This is a genomic window from Pedococcus soli, assembly GCF_054782575.1.
The window spans coordinates 191401-206905 of record NZ_BAAGSF010000005.1 but is presented as its reverse complement, the minus strand read 5'-3'; the positions used below and the strand labels follow the sequence as shown (position 1 = coordinate 206905).

Here is a 15505-nt window from a genome sequence, read left to right as displayed (position 1 = left end):
GATGCTAGGCGTCGAGGTCGGCCCCGCGAGGCCGCCCTCCCGTGACGAGCTCAGGACAGCAGCAGGCGCTCGAGCCGCCGGGAGGCCCCCACGACACCGAGGACCCCGAGGACCACGAGGTAGCCGACGTGGGCCAGCACGCCCCAGCCGACGTCGCCGAGCATGAGGGCGCGCTCCAGCGCGACCCCGTGGTAGAGCGGGGTGAGGCGCACGAACCACTGCAGGGCGTCGGGATAGGTCGACAGGGGGAAGAAGGTCGCCGAGAACAGGAACATCGGCTGGATCGCCAGGGTGATGTAGTCGAAGTCGACCCACGAGCGCATGAACGTCGTCGCGAACATCCCCACGGCCGCGAACGCGAAGCCGATGAAGATCGCGGCCGGCAGGGCGAGCAGGGCCCACCACGACCGCACCGCACCGGCGAGGAGGGCCACGACGAGGAACGCGGCGGAGTACATCCCGCCGCGGATGAGCGACCAGCTGATCTCGCCCACGGCGACGTCCCGCGGCCCCATGGGCGTGGCGAGGACTGCGTCGTAGAGCTTGGCGTACTTGAGCTTGAAGAAGACGTTGAACGTCGAGTCCATGACCGCGCCGTTCATCGCCGAGGCGGCCAGCAGGGCCGGGGCGACGAACTGCGGGTAGGTGACGGTCATCCCCGAGTCGGTCGTCACGGTGCGGACCAGGGCGCCGATGCCGATGCCGAGGGAGAACAGGTAGAACACGGGCTCGGCGAAGCCGGTGACGAGCGCGATCCAACCGTGTCGGAACGAGGTGATGTTGCGCTCGACGAGCATCCGCGCGAGTCCCGCACCCGCGGGCAGGGGCAGCGCGCGGGCCAGCCGCCCGACACCTCCGGGACGGCCGCCGGGTCGCGCGGGTCGGGTCGTGCGCGTCGTCGTCATGAGGCCAACCTCCGCGTGAAGGTGCGTTCGGCGAGGAGCCAGCCCGCGGCGGCATACGCGAGCAGCACGAGCAGGTGGCCCACGAACGGCAGGACCGCGACCGAGCCCCCGGCCACCGCCCGGCAGGCCTCGACGCCGTGCCACAGCGGCGTCACCCAGGCGACCGGCTGCATCCACCCCGGGAGCTGGTCGACGGGGAAGAACGTGCCGGAGAAGAGCATGAGGGGGGTGATGATCCAGCGGTAGAGGATGTTGAAGCCGTTGTCACCCTCCTGGGTCGCCGTGAACGCGAAGATCGGTGTCGTGAAGGCCAACCCGGTGAGCACCCCGATCGGCAGGCACCCCACCGCCCACCAGGAGTCGAACCCGCCGAACAGCGCGGCCACCGCCATGAACAGCGTCGTCGCCACCACCAGGTGACCGGTGATCGCGAGGAAGTGGCCGGCCAGGACGTCGCGCACGCGCAGCGGCGTCGCCAGCTGCGCGTGGTACCCCATGTTCCACTTGATGTAGCCGAGGACCTGGTAGCTCGACTCGCTCCACGCCACCCACATCGTCTGCGTGGCGACGATGCCCGGGACGACGAAGTGCAGGTAGGGGCGGCCGTCGATGCCCCCGGCCCGGTCGTCGACCAGCGCGCCCAGGCCGATGCCCATGGACAGCATGAAGAGCACGGGCGACAGGAGCCGGGAGATGATGCTGCCGCGCCACGTCCGCGAGTAGACGGTCGCGTGGTAGCCGACGACGGCGAGGACGCGCTCGGTCGCCGACAGGGGTTCGCGCAGGCCGCGGGTGGAGCGGCTGAGCGCGTCGTCACGGGTCACCGGGTCGTCGAGGGCCATCAGTCCACCAGCGTCCGCCCGGTCAGGGTGAGGAACACGTCCTCGAGCGTCGAGCGCCGGACCAGGGACGAGAGCGGCTGGACGCCGCGGGCGTGCACCTGGGCGGCAGCGGCATCACCGTCGTCGGCGTAGACGAGCAACCGGTCGGGCAGCACCTCGACGCGGTCGCCGATCCCCGCGACCGCGTCGGCGTGGCCGTGGTGGTCGTCGGCGTCGAACCGCAGCTCGAGCACCTCGCGGGTCGAGTGCTCGTCGATGAGCTGGCGCGGCGACCCCTCGGCGACGATCCGACCGTGGTCCATGACGACGAGGCGGTCGCACAGCTGCTCGGCCTCGTCCATGTAGTGGGTCGTGAGGACGAGCGTCACCCCCGACCGCTTGAGCCGGAACAGCCTGTCCCACAACACGTGTCGGGCCTGGGGATCAAGCCCGGTGGTCGGCTCGTCGAGCAGCAGGATCTCGGGTGAGTTGATGAGGGAGCGCGCGATGGTGAGTCGGCGCTTCATGCCGCCGGAGAGCGGCTCGACCTTGTCACCGGCCCGCTCGGTGAGCTGGGCGAAGTCGAGCAACTCGGTCGCGCGGGACCGGACCTCCTTGCGGGACAGGCCGAAGTACCGCCCGTAGATCCAGAGGTTCTCCTGGACGGTGAGCTCCTCGTCGAGGGTGTCGCGCTGCGGGCAGCTGCCGAGGCGAGCGCGGATCGCCGGACCGTCCGTGGCCGGGTCGAGGTCGAACAGCCTCAGCTCACCGCTGGTCACCGGCGAGACGCAGCCGACCATGCGCATCGTCGAGCTCTTGCCGGCACCGTTCGGGCCGAGGAACCCGAAGCACTCCCCCTTGCGCACCGCGAAGTCGATCCCGTCGACCGCCGTGAAGTCCCCGAACGTCTTGGTCAGCCCTCGCGCCCGCAGCAGGATCTCGTCGTCACCACTCACTCGCCCCAACCTAGCGAGGTCCCCCGACACCGCTCACCGGGTTTTCGGGTCGCGCGCCCCTTCGAGCTCGGCGACGAGGGTGCGAGCCAGCTCGGCCGCCGGCAGCGGCCGGACCTGCCGGTGCCCGGTGCCCGCCCACAGGTGGACGAGCTCGGCCTCCCCCGTCGCCTTCCCGTGCGCCCGCAACGGTGCGGTCACGTGGTGCACGTGCGGGTATGCCGCGGGGGCGGCCTCGGTGAACAGGTCCGTCCACGTGGTGGCGAGGGCCCGCGCGCTGCGACCGGTGAACGCCCGAGTGACCACGGTGCCGTCGCGGTGGGTCAGGGCGTGCACGTGAACCGGCGCCGTACCCGCTTCCGGGCAGGCGAGGAACGCAGTGCCCAGGGCCACCGCGGATGCGCCCAGGGCCAGCAGGTCGGCCGCTCCGCGGCCGTCGACCACCCCTCCCGTCGCGACGACGGGCAGGTCGGTCCGGGCCACCAGGGCTGTCACGAGGTCGCGGACCAGGGGCTGCGGCTCGCCGGCGTCGACCGGCCCACCTCGGTGGCCCCCGGCCTCCCAGCCCTGCGCGACGAGGCCGTCGACCCCGAGCTCGCGGGCCCAGTCCGCCTCGGCGGGGTCGTTCACGGTCACCCACACCAACGTGCCGACCGCCTGCAGCCGCTCGACCACCTCGGCCGGTGGCCACCCGAACGCGAAGCTCACGACCGCCGGGGCCGCCTCGACGAGGAGGTCGACCTTCGCCGCGAAGGCGTCGTCGTCGTACCGCGGCACCCCCAGCCGCACCCCGGCAGAGGCGGCCCACGGAGCCAGCAGCGCGGCATACCGGTGGGCGTCCTCGAGCATCGAGGGATGGTCGGGGGACGGCGCGAAGACGTTGACCCCGAACGGGTGCGGCGACGCGTCGCGCAGCTCGTCGAGGTCGGTGGCGAGGCGGTCGGGAGCGAGGTAGGCCCCGGCGAGGAACGGGAACACGCCGCCCTCTGCGGCAGCCGCGGCGAGGGCCACCGTGCTCGGCCCGCCCGCCATGGGGGCGAGGACGAGCGGCCCGACCGCGGTGCGCCCGGACGTCACCGCGCGGGCTTCCGCTCCACCCCGAGGCGACGCGCCTCGGGCACGTCCATGGCGTCGCAGATCGCCGCCCAGACGTTGCGCGGGCTCTCGCCCGCCTCGATCGCCTCGAGCGCCGTGCGGTCACCGAGCACGCCCAGCACGTGGTGCCGGGCGAGGGAGCTGGCGTAGCCCTCGCCGAACTCGTCGTTCATCAGGTCCCAGAACTTGCTCAGTCGCACGTCGCGAGTCTAGGCACCCCCGCCGTCAGCCGAAGAGGGCCAGCCCCGCGGCGGTCCCTGCCGGCGTGCCCGGCCGCAGGCCCGACCTCGTCCCGCGGTAGAGGCTGAGGGCGCCCGAGGGCCGGCGTGCGAGCACGTCGGAGAGGCCGTCCCCGTCGAGGTCCCCGGGACCGACGAGGGTGTCGAAGCCACCCCAGCCGCTGCCGATGGTCACCGCGGAGTGGAACCCGCTCGCCCCTGTCCCCCGGTAGAGCCGGAGGCTGCCGTCGGAGGCGAGCCGTGCCACGAGGTCGGCGTGGCCGTCACGGTCGAAGTCACCCACGGCGAGGATGCGGTCCAGGCCGCCCCACCCCGTGCCGATGACGGTGGTCCCGGGCAGGAACCTGGCGCCCGTACCGAAGCGATAGAGGCGCAGGGCGCCGGAGGCGTCGCGGGCCAGCAGGTCGGGACGGCCGTCACCACTGACGTCACCGGGCGCGACGATCGCCGTGAGGCTGCTCCACCCCGTGCCGATGACCGTGCCGGAACCGAAGCCGCCCCGTCCCGTGCCCCGGTGGAACAGGAGTGCACCGTCGGACGAACGCCGTGCCAGCAGGTCGGTGTGGCCGTCGCCGTCGAGGTCACCCGCGCTCAGCAGGAGGTCGGCGGCGGCGAACGACGGCGCGGCCGGTGCCGTCACGGCCTTCCAGCCCCCACGGTCGTCGCCGCGGAGCAGGCGCAGCGAGCCGTCCGTGGCCCGCCCGACGACGTCCGAGCCGGCGTCCTCGTCGACGTCGGTCGCCCGGACCGCCCCGGTGGGGCGCAGCAGGCCCATCCGCTGCTTGACCGTGAGGACCCTCAGGGCCGCCGTGTCCACCAGGGCCCGGAAGGAGGAGTCCGACGACGTCCTGGCCAGCACCGCCGACACCATCGCGGGGGCCTGGGCGGCATCGACGGTGAGCACCATGTCGCCGCCGGCCAGGATGAAGTCGACCGCCCGCTGCCCCAGGGTCCAGGCACCCACCGCCTGGGCGTGCCCGAGGTCGTCGGAGATCACGACGCCCTCGAATCCCAGGTCGTGGCGCACCATGCCCGTGACGACCGTGGGCGAGAACACCGCGGGCCGGCTGGCGTCGATCCTGGTGTAGATCGCCGAGGAGGTCATGAGGAACTCGGCCCCACCCGCGGCGGTGGTGCGGAACGGCGCGACGTACGGATCGGTGCGTGTCGTCGTCGTGTCCTTGACGTTCGCGGTCGTGTCCGTGTTGGCGGTGACCCGGCCGAGACCGGGGAAGTGCTTCGCCGTCGGCATCACCCCGGCAGCACGCATCCCCGCTGCGAACCCGGCCGCGTGGGAGCCCACCGTCGCCGGGGTGTAGCCGTACTCGCGGTCGAACGCGCCGATGGGGGCGTTGTGCGGGGCGAACGCCGCGCTCGGGACCGTGTCGGCGACCGGCCCCAGGTTCACGTTGACGCCTGCCGAGGCGAGCTGCCGCCCCCAGGTCGTCGCCGAGGCCTTGAGAGCCGTCGCGGTCGAGCGGCCCTGGTCCAGGGCGCTGGGCATCGCGGAGAACCCGGTGCCCTTGAGCACCTGCACGAGACCGCCCTCCTGGTCGGTGGCGACGGCGAGCGGAACGCCGGCCGTGGCTGCAGCGGTGGCCCGCGACTGCAGGGCGTTGGTGACGGACCTCGTGGCCGTGACGCCGGCCGTGCTGCGCCCGGTGAGGATGACCGAGCCCACGTGCTGGTTCGCGATGGCCGAGGAGACTGCCGAGCTGACCCCCGTGGCGGGCGTCCCGACCATGAACAGCTGACCCACCCGTTGGGCCGTGGTCATCCGGGCGAAGACCTCCTGGGCCGGTGCCGACCGCGTCGGCACCGTCGCAGCCGTGGCCGGACCGCTTCCCGCCAGCGCCACCACGCCGCTCACCACACCCGCAACCAGCACCGTCGCCGTGCGCCGCACCCGCATGCCGTCCCCCTCGTCCTCGGTCACGTATGGCGACCGCTCGCCACACACAGTAGGACGCCGCGGGGGCGGCGAGGGTTGTCCCACGGGCCGGCCGGCAGCAGGTGTCGGTGGCCCGTGGCAGGCTGTCCAGCACATGGCTTCCGACGTCCTCGAGCGCTTCTCCCCCGCCACCGCGGAGTGGTTCCGCGGTTCCTTCAGCGAGCCCACCGCGGCGCAGGCAGGGGCCTGGGAGGCGATCAGCTCGGGGCAGCACGCCCTCGTCGTGGCCCCCACCGGTTCGGGCAAGACGTTGTCGGCGTTCCTGTGGGCGCTGGACCGGCTGGCGAGCACCCCGCCACCGCCGGAGAAGCTCAAGCGCTGCCGCGTCCTCTACATCTCCCCCATGAAGGCCCTCGCCGTCGACGTCGAGCGCAACCTGCGCTCACCCCTGGTCGGCATCGGTCACGCGGCCACCCGGCTCGGCCTCCCGCAGCCCGACATCACGGTGGCGGTGCGCTCCGGCGACACCCCGGCCAACGAGCGGCGCGCGTTCGCCCGCACCCCGAGCGACGTGCTCATCACGACGCCCGAGTCGTTGTTCCTCATCCTCACCTCGCAGGCTCGCGAGGCCCTCGCCGGTGTGGAGACGGTGATCCTCGACGAGGTGCACGCCGTCGCGGGCACCAAGCGCGGCGCCCACCTCGCCCTGACCCTCGAGCGGCTCGACGCCCTCCTGGACGCACCCGCCCAGCGGATCGGGCTGTCCGCCACGGTCGAGCCCGTCGAGGAGGTCGCCCGCTACCTCGCCGGTGGCCGGCCGGTGGAGATCGTGCGACCGCCGTCGACCAAGGAGTGGGACCTCGACGTCGTCGTGCCCATCGCCGACATGTCCAGCCTGGGCGAGGTGATCGAGGACGACCTCTCCGGGCCCGCGGCGGGTGGCGAGCGCCGCGCCTCGATCTGGCCGCACGTCGAGGAGCGGATCGTCGACCTCATCGCCTCGCACCGCTCGACCCTGGTGTTCTCCAACTCGCGCCGCCTCGCCGAGCGGCTCACCAGCCGCCTCAACGAGATCTGGGAGGAACGCCTCGAGAAGGTCGCCGCGGAGCGCGCGGAGGCCGAGGAGTCGGGGAGCGAGCTCACGGGCGCTGCGACCACCGCCCCGTCGGCGGCGGAGCAGCGTCGAGGAGCTGCCGGGTCCCGCACCCCGGCCCAGATGATGGCCCAGGCCGGTTCGACGAACGGGGCCCCGGCCGTGCTCGCCCGCGCCCACCACGGGTCGGTGAGCAAGGAGCACCGGGCGCTCATCGAGGAGGACCTCAAGGCGGGTCGCCTCCCGGCCGTCGTCGCGACCTCGAGCCTCGAGCTCGGCATCGACATGGGTGCGGTCGACCTCGTCGTGCAGGTCGAGTCCCCACCGTCGGTGGCCAGCGGGCTGCAACGCGTGGGTCGGGCCGGTCACCAGGTCGGAGCGGTCTCCCGGGGCGTGTTGTTCCCGAAGTTCCGCGGCGACCTGGTCCAGACGGCGGTCGTCGTGGAACGCATGCGGGCGGGCGCCATCGAGTCCCTGCGCGTCCCGGCGAACCCCGTCGACGTCCTGGCCCAGCAGATCGTGGCCATGTGCGCCCTCGACGACTGGACCGTCGACGACCTCGAGAAGGTCGTGCGCGGAGCCACACCGTTCTCGTCGCTGCCGCGCTCGATCCTCGAGTCGGTCCTCGACATGCTGTCCGGCCGCTACCCCAGCGACGAGTTCGCCGAGCTGCGACCGCGCATCGTCTGGGACCGCGTCACCGGTGTCCTCAGCGGGCGCCCCGGCGCCCAGCGCCTCGCCGTCACCTCCGGCGGCACCATCCCCGACCGCGGCCTGTATGCCGTGTTCCTCGCCTCGTCCGAGGGTGCCGGTCGGCGCGTGGGCGAGCTCGACGAGGAGATGGTGTACGAGTCGCGCGTCGGCGACGTCTTCACCCTCGGCACGTCCACCTGGCGGATCGAGGACATCACCCACGACCGGGTGCTCGTCACCCCGGCCCCCGGGATGCCGGGCAAGCTCCCGTTCTGGAAGGGCGACCAGCTCGGTCGTCCGGCCGAGCTCGGTCGGGCCGTGGGGGCGTTCGTCCGCGAGGTGGTGGGCCTGAGCGACGCCAAGGCCAGGGAGCGCGTCACCGCTGCCGGCCTCGACGAGTGGGCCACCGACAACCTGCTCGCCTACCTGCGTGAGCAGAAGGAGGCCACCGGCCACGTCCCCGACGACCGCACGATCGTCGTTGAGCGCTTCCGCGACGAGATCGGCGACTGGCGGGTCGCGGTCCACTCGCCGTTCGGCGGCCAGGTGCACGCTCCGTGGGCGCTGTGCGTCTCGGCGCGGATGCGTGAGCGGTTCGGCGTCGACGTGCAGGCGATGCACGGTGACGACGGGATCGTGTTCCGGCTGCCCGACCTCGAGTTCGAGGACGGGCGCGGGGTCGGCGCCGAGCTGATGGAGCTGGTGCGCCTCGACCCTGACGAGGTGCACGACCGCGTCACCTCGGAGATCGGCGGGTCGGCCCTGTTCGCCGCCCGGTTCCGCGAGTGCGCGTCGCGTGCCCTGCTGCTCCCCCGACGTCGCCCCGACCGCCGCCAACCGTTGTGGCAGCAGCGTCAACGAGCCGCCCAGCTGCTCGAGGTCGCCAGCCAGTACGCCTCGTTCCCGATCATCCTCGAGACCGTGCGCGAGTGCGTCCAGGACGTGTTCGACGTGCCCGGGCTCGAGACCCTGATGAAGGCCGTCGAGTCGCGCGAGGTCACCCTCGTCGACGTCGAGTCGCGCCAGCCCTCGCCGTTCGCCCGGTCCCTGATGTTCGGGTACGTCGCGCAGTTCCTCTACGAGGGTGACTCGCCCCTGGCGGAGAAGCGCGCAGCCGCCCTGTCCCTCGACCCCACCCTGCTCGCCGAGCTGCTCGGGCGGGGTGAGGGCCTGTCGCTGCGCGACCTGCTCGACCCCGAGCAGGTCACCCGCACCGAGAACGAGCTCCAGCGCCTCGTGCCCGAGCGCGCCTGCCGGGACGCCGAGGACATCGCCGACCTGCTCCGCGTGCTCGGTCCCCTGTCGTTGTCCGAGATCCAGCGTCGGTCGCAGGAGGCCCTGTCCCACAAGGACATCGGCGGCTGGCTCGTGGACCTCGAGGGTGCGCGCCGCCTGATCCGGGTCCGTGTTGCCGGCGAGGAGCGCTGGGCCGCCATCGAGGACGCCGGTCGACTTCGCGACGCCCTCGGCGCCTCGCTGCCCGTGGGCGTCCCCCAGGCCTTCCTCGAGCCAGTCCCCGACCCGCTCGGTGACCTCGTCGCCCGGTTCGCCCGCACCCACGGCCCGTTCCCGGTGTCCACGGTCGCCGCGTGGTGGGGCGTGGGACCAGCCGTCGCGCTCGACACCCTGCGCCGGCTCGTGGCCTCCGGCCGCGTCGTCGAGGGTGAGCTGCTCCCGCTGGAGAACGGCGGCGGCCGGCACGGCCTGGACTACTGCGACGCCGAGGTGCTGCGGATGCTGCGCCGGCGGTCGCTGGCAGCGCTGCGCGCCGAGGTCGAGCCGGTCGCGACGGTCGAGCTCGCGCGGTTCCTGCCGCAGTGGCAGGGCGTCGGTGGTGGGTTGCGCGGTCGCGACGGACTCATCCGCGCCGTGGAGCAGCTCGCCGGTGCGGTGCTCCCGGCGAGCGCACTGGAGACCCTCGTCCTGCCGACCCGCGTGGCCGGGTACACCGCGGCCCTGCTCGACGAGCTGACCAGCAGCGGCGAGGTGCTGTGGCGCGGCCACGGGTCGCTCCCCGGCGACGACGGCTGGGTCTCCCTCCACCTCGCCGACACGGCGCACCTCACGATGCCCCCGCCTGGGGACGAGTCCCTGAGCGAGTCGCAGCAAGCCATGGTCGAGGCGCTGTCGGGGGGCGGCGCCTACTTCTTCCGTACCCTCTCCGACGCCGTCGGCAGCACCGACGACGAGCAGGTGCTCACCGACCTCTGGGCGCTGGTCTGGGCGGGGCACCTGAGCGGTGACACCATCGCTCCGCTCCGGGCGCTGCTCTCCGGCGGCCGCACGGCCCACCGCCGCAGCACGTCCGGTCCCCGTTCCTCGCGGTATGCCGGGCGGCAGGGTTCGCTGGGCACCCTGTCGGGACGACGCGGCCTGGGTCGTCCGTCCCTGCCGGCCCGTTCCGGCCCACCGGCCGGCGCCGGGCGCTGGTCGCTGCTCCCCGAGACCGAGGGCGATGCGACGGTGCGGGCCTACGCCACCGCCGAGGTGCTCCTCGACCGGTACGGCGTCGTCACCCGGGGTTCGGTCGTCGCCGAGGACGTCCCCGGCGGGTTCGCCGGGGTCTACCGGGTGCTGGCTGCTGCGGAGGAGTCCGGGCGGGTGCGGCGCGGGTACTTCGTCGAGTCCCTGGGTGCGGCCCAGTTCTCGACGACCGGGGCCATCGACCGGATCCGTGCGGGTGCACGGCAGCCGGGCGGCGACCCCGACGAGCAGCAGGGTCCCGCCCTGGTGCTCGCTGCGACCGACCCTGCCAACGCCTACGGCGCTGCCCTCCCATGGCCCGACCGCGTCACCCGGGACGAGGACGACCCGGCCGACAGCGAGGCGGGCAAGGCCGCCCGCGGGTCAGCCGGAGGCCGCAAGGGTCACCAGCCCGGTCGCAAGGCCGGAGCCCTGGTGGTGCTCGTCGACGGCGAGCTGGTGCTCTACGTCGAGCGCGGTGGCAAGACGCTCCTGTCCTGGACCGACGACCCGATGCGCCTCCAGGGAGCAGCCGACGCGCTGGCCCTCGCGGTACGGGAAGGTGCCCTCGGCCGACTGACGGTCGAGAAGGCCGACGGCGGGGCCCTGCTCGGGTCCGAGCACCCGCTCGTGGCGGCCCTGGCCAACGCCGGCTTCCACGCCACCCCTCGCGGGCTGCGGTTGCGGCGATGAGCCGTTCCGCTGGTGGGCGCATCGGCGTCGTCACCTCCTTGGCCACCGCTCTCGTGAACGGGTCCGTGCGTGCCTGAGGGCGACACGGTCTGGCGCACGGCGACGCGGTTGCACCGGGCGGTGGCGGGTCAGGAGATCACGCTCTGGGACGTGCGGTTCCCGGAGATCGCCACGACCGACTTCCGTGGCGCGACGACCACCGAGGTGGTCAGCCGTGGCAAGCACGTCCTGCACCGGCTCGACAACGGCGTCACGATGCACTCGCACCTGCGCATGGAGGGACAGTGGCGCGTCGAGGCGCCCGCGGACAACGGACGCTGGCTGCGCAGGGCCGACCTGCGGGCTGCCGTCGGCACGCACCAGTGGACGGCACTGGGGCTGCGTCTCGGCGTGCTCGAACTGCTGCCCACCAGTCGTGAGTCGGACGTCGTGGGCCACCTCGGGCCCGATGTCCTGGGGCCGGACTGGGACGCCGTCGTGGCGGTCTCGAACCTGCGCTCCTCCCCCACCACCATCGGGGCCGCCCTGCTCGACCAGCGCAACCTCGCCGGGGTCGGCACGCTGTGGGCCTCGGAGAGCCTGTTCATGGAGAAGGTGCATCCGTGGACCGCGGCCGCCGACCTGCAGGCCGACGTCGTCGAACGTCTCGTGGACCGGGCCCACCGGCTCCTTGACACCGCCCGCCACCACGCCGTGCAGTCGAGCACCGGGGTTCGGCGGCGGGGGGAGGAGAGCTTCGTCCACGCCCGGTCCGGACGGCCCTGCCGACGCTGCGGCACCGGCATCCGGGTCGCGATGATCGGACAGGCGCCGCAGGAGCGCACGATGTTCTACTGCCCGAGCTGTCAGGGCGGTCTCGGACCGACGGACGACGGGCGACCACAGCGCCCCATGGGGTCGTCGGGCGGTCGGGCCACGCCGTACCGCCGCGCCTGATCCTCCTGGCGGGCGGAGGCCCTCGGGGAGCATCGGGCGCGCCCGCGCGACGCAGGATCGACTCGACGACCTCCGTCTTGGCGTCGGCGTAGTCCTGGACGTACCGCCACCGGCGGGTCGCCGGATCGCGCTTGGTCGCGGCATACCGCTCACGGTCGTCGGGGTGGCCGCGCAGCCAGTCCCGGAGGCGGCGCATCCGGGCGACCTCCGCGTCGGCTGCCCCGGGCGAGGAGATGTGCAGGTTCACTCGAACGGGGCCCCGCTCTCACGACGCCGGGAGAGGACCCGGTGCTCCAGCCAGTCGGGCTCGCGGATGCGCAGCGTGCAACCCAACGCCTCGAGGACCGGCACGGGGGCTCACTCGTCCGAATCGGGTCCGAGCAGCAGGATGTCGATGACGGGCTTGGCGGACAGCCCCGGAACCGACGTGGAGCCGACGTGCTCGACGGACAGGCAGAGAGCACCCACCACGACCTCGGGAGGCGGCCGCTCGTCGTCCCCGCGGACGGGTGCGTCAGGCGGCGGAGGCCGAGACCAGCGCGGTGGCCGGCAGCGGCAGCGACACCGGAGCGGTCAGCGCCTCGGTCTCGGCGACCCGCTCGGAGACCTGGCCGAGGACCTCGGACAGGGGCAGGTGCAGGGCGCCACAGATCGACGACAACAGCTCGGACGAGGCTTCCTTCTCACCGCGCTCGACCTCGCTGAGGTACCCCAGCGACACCGAGGCCGCGGCAGACACCTCGCGGAGCGTGCGGCCCTGGGACTGGCGCTGCTCACGGAGGACGTCACCGAGTTCGCGACGGAGCAGGATCATGACGCCTCCTTCAGCTGGTCGTCACCGGGACGGGTACGGGACCACGGTACCCCGCAGCCCTGACGCTGCGCGCGCAGGATTCGGGAATCACGAGGTTCGCACGGGTCAACGACGGGCACGGCCGGAATCTTCCGCCCCACCGACCCCACGCGTCCACCCCGACGCGCCGTCCACGTCCGCCGACCTGCCCATGATCTCGCTCACGAGGGCGAGGGCGGCGGCGACGGTCGCAGCCCTGATCCCCGCACGGTCGCCCGTCAGGGCGAGCTCGCGCACCTCGACGCGGTCGAGCTCCTGACCGGCCCGGGCGACCGCGACGAAGACCGTCCCCACCGGGCGGCCGTCCTGCGGATCGGGTCCGGCCACGCCGGTCGTCGCGACGCCGAGGTCGGCGCCACACACGCGGGCGACACCCAGCGCCATCTCGCGGGCCACCCTGTCCTGGACGGCGCCACCCTCGGCGAGGACGGCCGGGTCGACACCCAAGACGGACGCCTTGACGTCGGTCGCGTAGCTCACCACCCCGCCGCGGACCACGGCGGAGGCTCCGGGCACGTCGGTGAGGGCCGCGGCGACCAGGCCACCGGTGAGCGACTCGGCGGTGGCGACGGTCGTCCCGGCCGCGCGCAGCGCAGCGACGACGTCCGCGGCCGACCCCGCCCCGGTCATCGGCGTCGGGCGGCCCGGGCGGCGCGCTTCATGGCAGCACGTTCGCTGGTCTGGCGCAGGCGGTGGGCCTTGTAGGCGATGTCGAGCCCGGTGACGACGGTGACGAGCACGGCCAGGCCCAGCACCAGCCACGCCACGAGGTGCCAGACGTCGGAGCCGGGGAACGTGGACAGCGGCAGGGTGAACAGGGTCAGGCCCAGGCTCTGCAGGGCCGTCTTGACCTTGCCGCCGCGCCCGGCGGGCATGACACCGTGGCGGATCACGACGAAGCGCATCGCGGTGACGCCCCACTCGCGGACCAGCACGACCAGGGTCATCCACCACGGGAGGTCACCGAGGGAGGCGAGGCCGATGAACGCCATGCTCATCAGCGCCTTGTCGGCGATGGGGTCGGCGATCTTGCCGAAGTTGGTGATGAGCCCCCGGCTGCGGGCGATGTCGCCGTCCACCCGATCGGTCGCCGTGGCGATGACGAACACGGCAGCCGCCCACCACCGCATCGTCGGGTTGTGGCCGCTGCCGGCGAGCAGCAGCCAGCCGTAGACGGGCACGAGCAGGATCCGCGAGACCGTCAGGGCGTTCGCGATGTTCCAGGCGCTCGGTGTCGGCGTCGAGACCGGCTCGGTCATCGGGTCCGGCAGCGGGGCCGACTCGCTCATGCCGGCTCTGCCACGAGGTCGATGCCCTCGGTTGCCACCACCACCGCGTGCACGATGTCGCCGACGGCCAGGCCGGGCCAGTCCTCCGGCGCGAGCAGGGTGACGCCGTCCACGTCCGGACCCTGGTGCACCGCGCGACCGACCACCATCGGCTCGTCGTCGTCACCGTCGCCGAGGTCTCCGCTCGGGACCGACTCGACGAGCACGTCGACCGTCTCACCGATCCGCTCCTCGGCGCGCTGGAGGTTGAGCTCCTCGATCAGGGCGGTGAACCGTGACACGCGCTCGGCGACGACGTGCTCGGGCAGCTTGTCGCCGTAGGTCTCCGCCTCGGTGCCGTCCTCGTCGGAGTAGCCGAACACACCGACGACGTCGAGCCGCGCGGCCACGAGGAACGCCTCGAGCTCGTCGAGGTCGGCCTCGGTCTCACCCGGGAACCCGACGATGACGTTGCTGCGGATGCCGGCCTTCGGCGCCCGCGCGCGGACCTCGTCGATCAGGCCGAGGAACGCCTCCCGCCCACCGAACCGGCGCATCGAGCGCAGGAGGGTGGCCGAGGCGTGCTGGAAGCTGATGTCGAAGTACGGGACCACGCCGGGGATCGACGCCATCGCGTCGAGCAGGTCGGGGCGGATCTCGGCGGGCTGGAGGTAGGAGACACGGACCCGCTCGATGCCGGGCACGGCGGTGAGCTCGGGGAGCAGCTTCTCGAGCAGGCCGATGTCGCCGAGGTCCTTGCCGTAGGACGTGGAGTTCTCGCTGACGAGGAAGAGCTCCTTGACGCCGCGCTCCCCCAGCCAGCGGGCCTCCGCCACGATGTCCATCGGTCGGCGCGAGACGAAGGCCCCACGGAACGACGGGATGGCGCAGAACGCACAGCGCCGGTCGCAACCGCTGGCGATCTTCAGCGGCGCCCACGGGCGGCCGTCGAGGCGGGCGCGGATGACGCGCGGGCCGGAGGCCGGCACCGGACCCTCGATGGTGACGTCGACCGGTTCGCTGGGGGCGACCTGCTCGGGCGACGTGCCGTCCTGGGACGGCACGGCAGCAGCGGTGGACACGGCAGGGCCGGAGGGCCCACCGTGACCGGGCAGCGCGACTCCGACCGAACCGGCCTGGCGCTGCACGGGCGACAGGGGCAGCAGGCGTCGGCGGTCACCGGGGGTGTGCGACTCGGGGGCGTTGCCGTCGAGGATCGCGCGCAGGTGGCTGGACATGTCGGCGTAGGAGTCGAAGCCGAGCACCGCGTCGGCCTCGGGCAGCTCGGCCGCCAGCTGCTTGCCGTACCGCTCGGCCAGGCACCCGACCGCGACGACCTTCTGGGTCTTCGAGTGGCCCTTGCGCGCAGAGGCTTCGAGGAGCACGTCGATGGAGTCCTTCTTGGCCTGCTCGACGAACCCGCAGGTGTTCACCACTGCGACGTCGGCGTCGTCCGCGTCGTCGACGAGGAGCCACCCCTCGGCGGCGAGCCGGCCGGCCAGCTCCTCCGAGTCGACCTCGTTGCGGGTGCACCCCAGGGTCACCAGGGCCACGCTGCGCTGCTCGGTCGAACTCATGGCGCCCACTCTACGGTGAGTAGCG

At 73.1% G+C, this 15505-nt stretch carries 13 protein-coding genes and 1 pseudogene; 2 read left to right on the top strand and 12 right to left on the bottom strand.

What is annotated here, in order from left to right; genetic code table 11:
* Window positions 1-50: 50 nt before the first annotated feature.
* Genes ACYVKF_RS14065 through ACYVKF_RS14040 form a run of 6 tightly spaced genes read right to left on the bottom strand, consistent with a single transcriptional unit; the run spans window position 51 to window position 5949 of the window.
* Complete coding sequence (locus ACYVKF_RS14065; protein WP_460967193.1) at window positions 51-905, bottom strand: ABC transporter permease; 855 nt, start codon at window positions 903-905, stop codon at window positions 51-53.
* Window positions 902-1747 (bottom strand): ABC transporter permease, encoded by an 846-nt coding sequence (locus ACYVKF_RS14060; RefSeq protein WP_056917692.1) that lies wholly within the window; start codon window positions 1745-1747, stop codon window positions 902-904. The genes ACYVKF_RS14065 and ACYVKF_RS14060 overlap by 4 nt, the downstream gene beginning before the upstream one ends.
* Window positions 1747-2682 (bottom strand): ABC transporter ATP-binding protein, encoded by a 936-nt coding sequence (locus tag ACYVKF_RS14055; RefSeq protein ID WP_056917693.1) that lies wholly within the window; start codon window positions 2680-2682, stop codon window positions 1747-1749. The genes ACYVKF_RS14060 and ACYVKF_RS14055 overlap by 1 nt, the downstream gene beginning before the upstream one ends.
* A gap of 33 nt (window positions 2683-2715) precedes the next feature.
* Complete coding sequence (locus ACYVKF_RS14050; protein ID WP_460967191.1) at window positions 2716-3756, bottom strand: nitronate monooxygenase; 1041 nt, start codon at window positions 3754-3756, stop codon at window positions 2716-2718.
* Complete coding sequence (locus tag ACYVKF_RS14045; protein ID WP_056917694.1) at window positions 3753-3974, bottom strand: DUF3046 domain-containing protein; 222 nt, start codon at window positions 3972-3974, stop codon at window positions 3753-3755. Before ACYVKF_RS14045 ends, ACYVKF_RS14050 begins: the two co-directional genes overlap by 4 nt.
* Window positions 3975-3999: 25 nt before the next feature.
* Complete coding sequence (locus ACYVKF_RS14040; protein WP_460967188.1) at window positions 4000-5949, bottom strand: glycoside hydrolase family 3 N-terminal domain-containing protein; 1950 nt, start codon at window positions 5947-5949, stop codon at window positions 4000-4002.
* Window positions 5950-6058: 109 nt separating this feature from the next.
* On the opposite strand from ACYVKF_RS14040, the gene ACYVKF_RS14035 reads away from it, so the two are divergent.
* Both ACYVKF_RS14035 and ACYVKF_RS14030 read left to right on the top strand, forming a co-directional pair.
* The gene (locus ACYVKF_RS14035; RefSeq protein WP_460967187.1) at window positions 6059-10846 is read left to right on the top strand and encodes an ATP-dependent helicase; all 4788 of its coding nucleotides are present in this window, start codon (window positions 6059-6061) and stop codon (window positions 10844-10846) included.
* A 69-nt stretch (window positions 10847-10915) separates the two neighbouring features.
* A complete protein-coding gene (locus tag ACYVKF_RS14030) occupies window positions 10916-11782 on the top strand; it encodes an Fpg/Nei family DNA glycosylase (protein WP_460967185.1) in 867 nt (288 codons plus the stop codon).
* A 106-nt stretch (window positions 11783-11888) separates the two neighbouring features.
* Here the strand turns inward: ACYVKF_RS14030 and ACYVKF_RS14025 are convergent.
* The 6 genes and pseudogenes from ACYVKF_RS14025 to rimO all read right to left on the bottom strand — a co-directional run.
* A pseudogene (locus ACYVKF_RS14025) lies at window positions 11889-11978 on the bottom strand (GrpB family protein); the annotation flags it as partial.
* A 161-nt stretch (window positions 11979-12139) separates the two neighbouring features.
* Complete coding sequence (locus tag ACYVKF_RS14020; protein WP_200947846.1) at window positions 12140-12250, bottom strand: GrpB family protein; 111 nt, start codon at window positions 12248-12250, stop codon at window positions 12140-12142.
* Between the two features lie 46 nt (window positions 12251-12296).
* Window positions 12297-12596 carry a helix-turn-helix domain-containing protein gene (locus ACYVKF_RS14015; protein WP_056917698.1) on the bottom strand — a complete coding sequence of 100 codons (300 nt, stop codon included), beginning with the start codon at window positions 12594-12596 and terminating at the stop codon, window positions 12297-12299.
* Between the two features lie 105 nt (window positions 12597-12701).
* Window positions 12702-13265, bottom strand: coding sequence for a CinA family protein (locus tag ACYVKF_RS14010; RefSeq protein WP_460967183.1), 564 nt, complete (start codon window positions 13263-13265; stop codon window positions 12702-12704).
* On the bottom strand, window positions 13262-13924 hold the full coding sequence (pgsA, locus tag ACYVKF_RS14005) for a CDP-diacylglycerol--glycerol-3-phosphate 3-phosphatidyltransferase (protein ID WP_235529272.1): 663 nt from the start codon (window positions 13922-13924) through the stop codon (window positions 13262-13264). The genes ACYVKF_RS14010 and pgsA overlap by 4 nt, the downstream gene beginning before the upstream one ends.
* Window positions 13921-15480, bottom strand: coding sequence for a 30S ribosomal protein S12 methylthiotransferase RimO (rimO, locus tag ACYVKF_RS14000; RefSeq protein WP_460967180.1), 1560 nt, complete (start codon window positions 15478-15480; stop codon window positions 13921-13923). Before rimO ends, pgsA begins: the two co-directional genes overlap by 4 nt.
* Between the last annotated feature and the right edge of the window lie 25 nt (window positions 15481-15505).

What these genes read in the sequence shown, in the direction of transcription:
- ACYVKF_RS14065 (WP_460967193.1), bottom strand. Translation starts at nt 905, where the DNA reads ATGACGACGACGCGCACGACCCGACCCGCGCGACCCGGCGGCCGTCCC.
- ACYVKF_RS14060 (WP_056917692.1), bottom strand. Translation starts at nt 1,747, where the DNA reads ATGGCCCTCGACGACCCGGTGACCCGTGACGACGCGCTCAGCCGCTCC.
- ACYVKF_RS14035 (WP_460967187.1), top strand. Translation starts at nt 6,059, where the DNA reads ATGGCTTCCGACGTCCTCGAGCGCTTCTCCCCCGCCACCGCGGAGTGG.
- ACYVKF_RS14015 (WP_056917698.1), bottom strand. Translation starts at nt 12,596, where the DNA reads ATGATCCTGCTCCGTCGCGAACTCGGTGACGTCCTCCGTGAGCAGCGC.
- ACYVKF_RS14010 (WP_460967183.1), bottom strand. Translation starts at nt 13,265, where the DNA reads ATGACCGGGGCGGGGTCGGCCGCGGACGTCGTCGCTGCGCTGCGCGCG.
- pgsA (WP_235529272.1), bottom strand. Translation starts at nt 13,924, where the DNA reads ATGAGCGAGTCGGCCCCGCTGCCGGACCCGATGACCGAGCCGGTCTCG.
- rimO (WP_460967180.1), bottom strand. Translation starts at nt 15,480, where the DNA reads ATGAGTTCGACCGAGCAGCGCAGCGTGGCCCTGGTGACCCTGGGGTGC.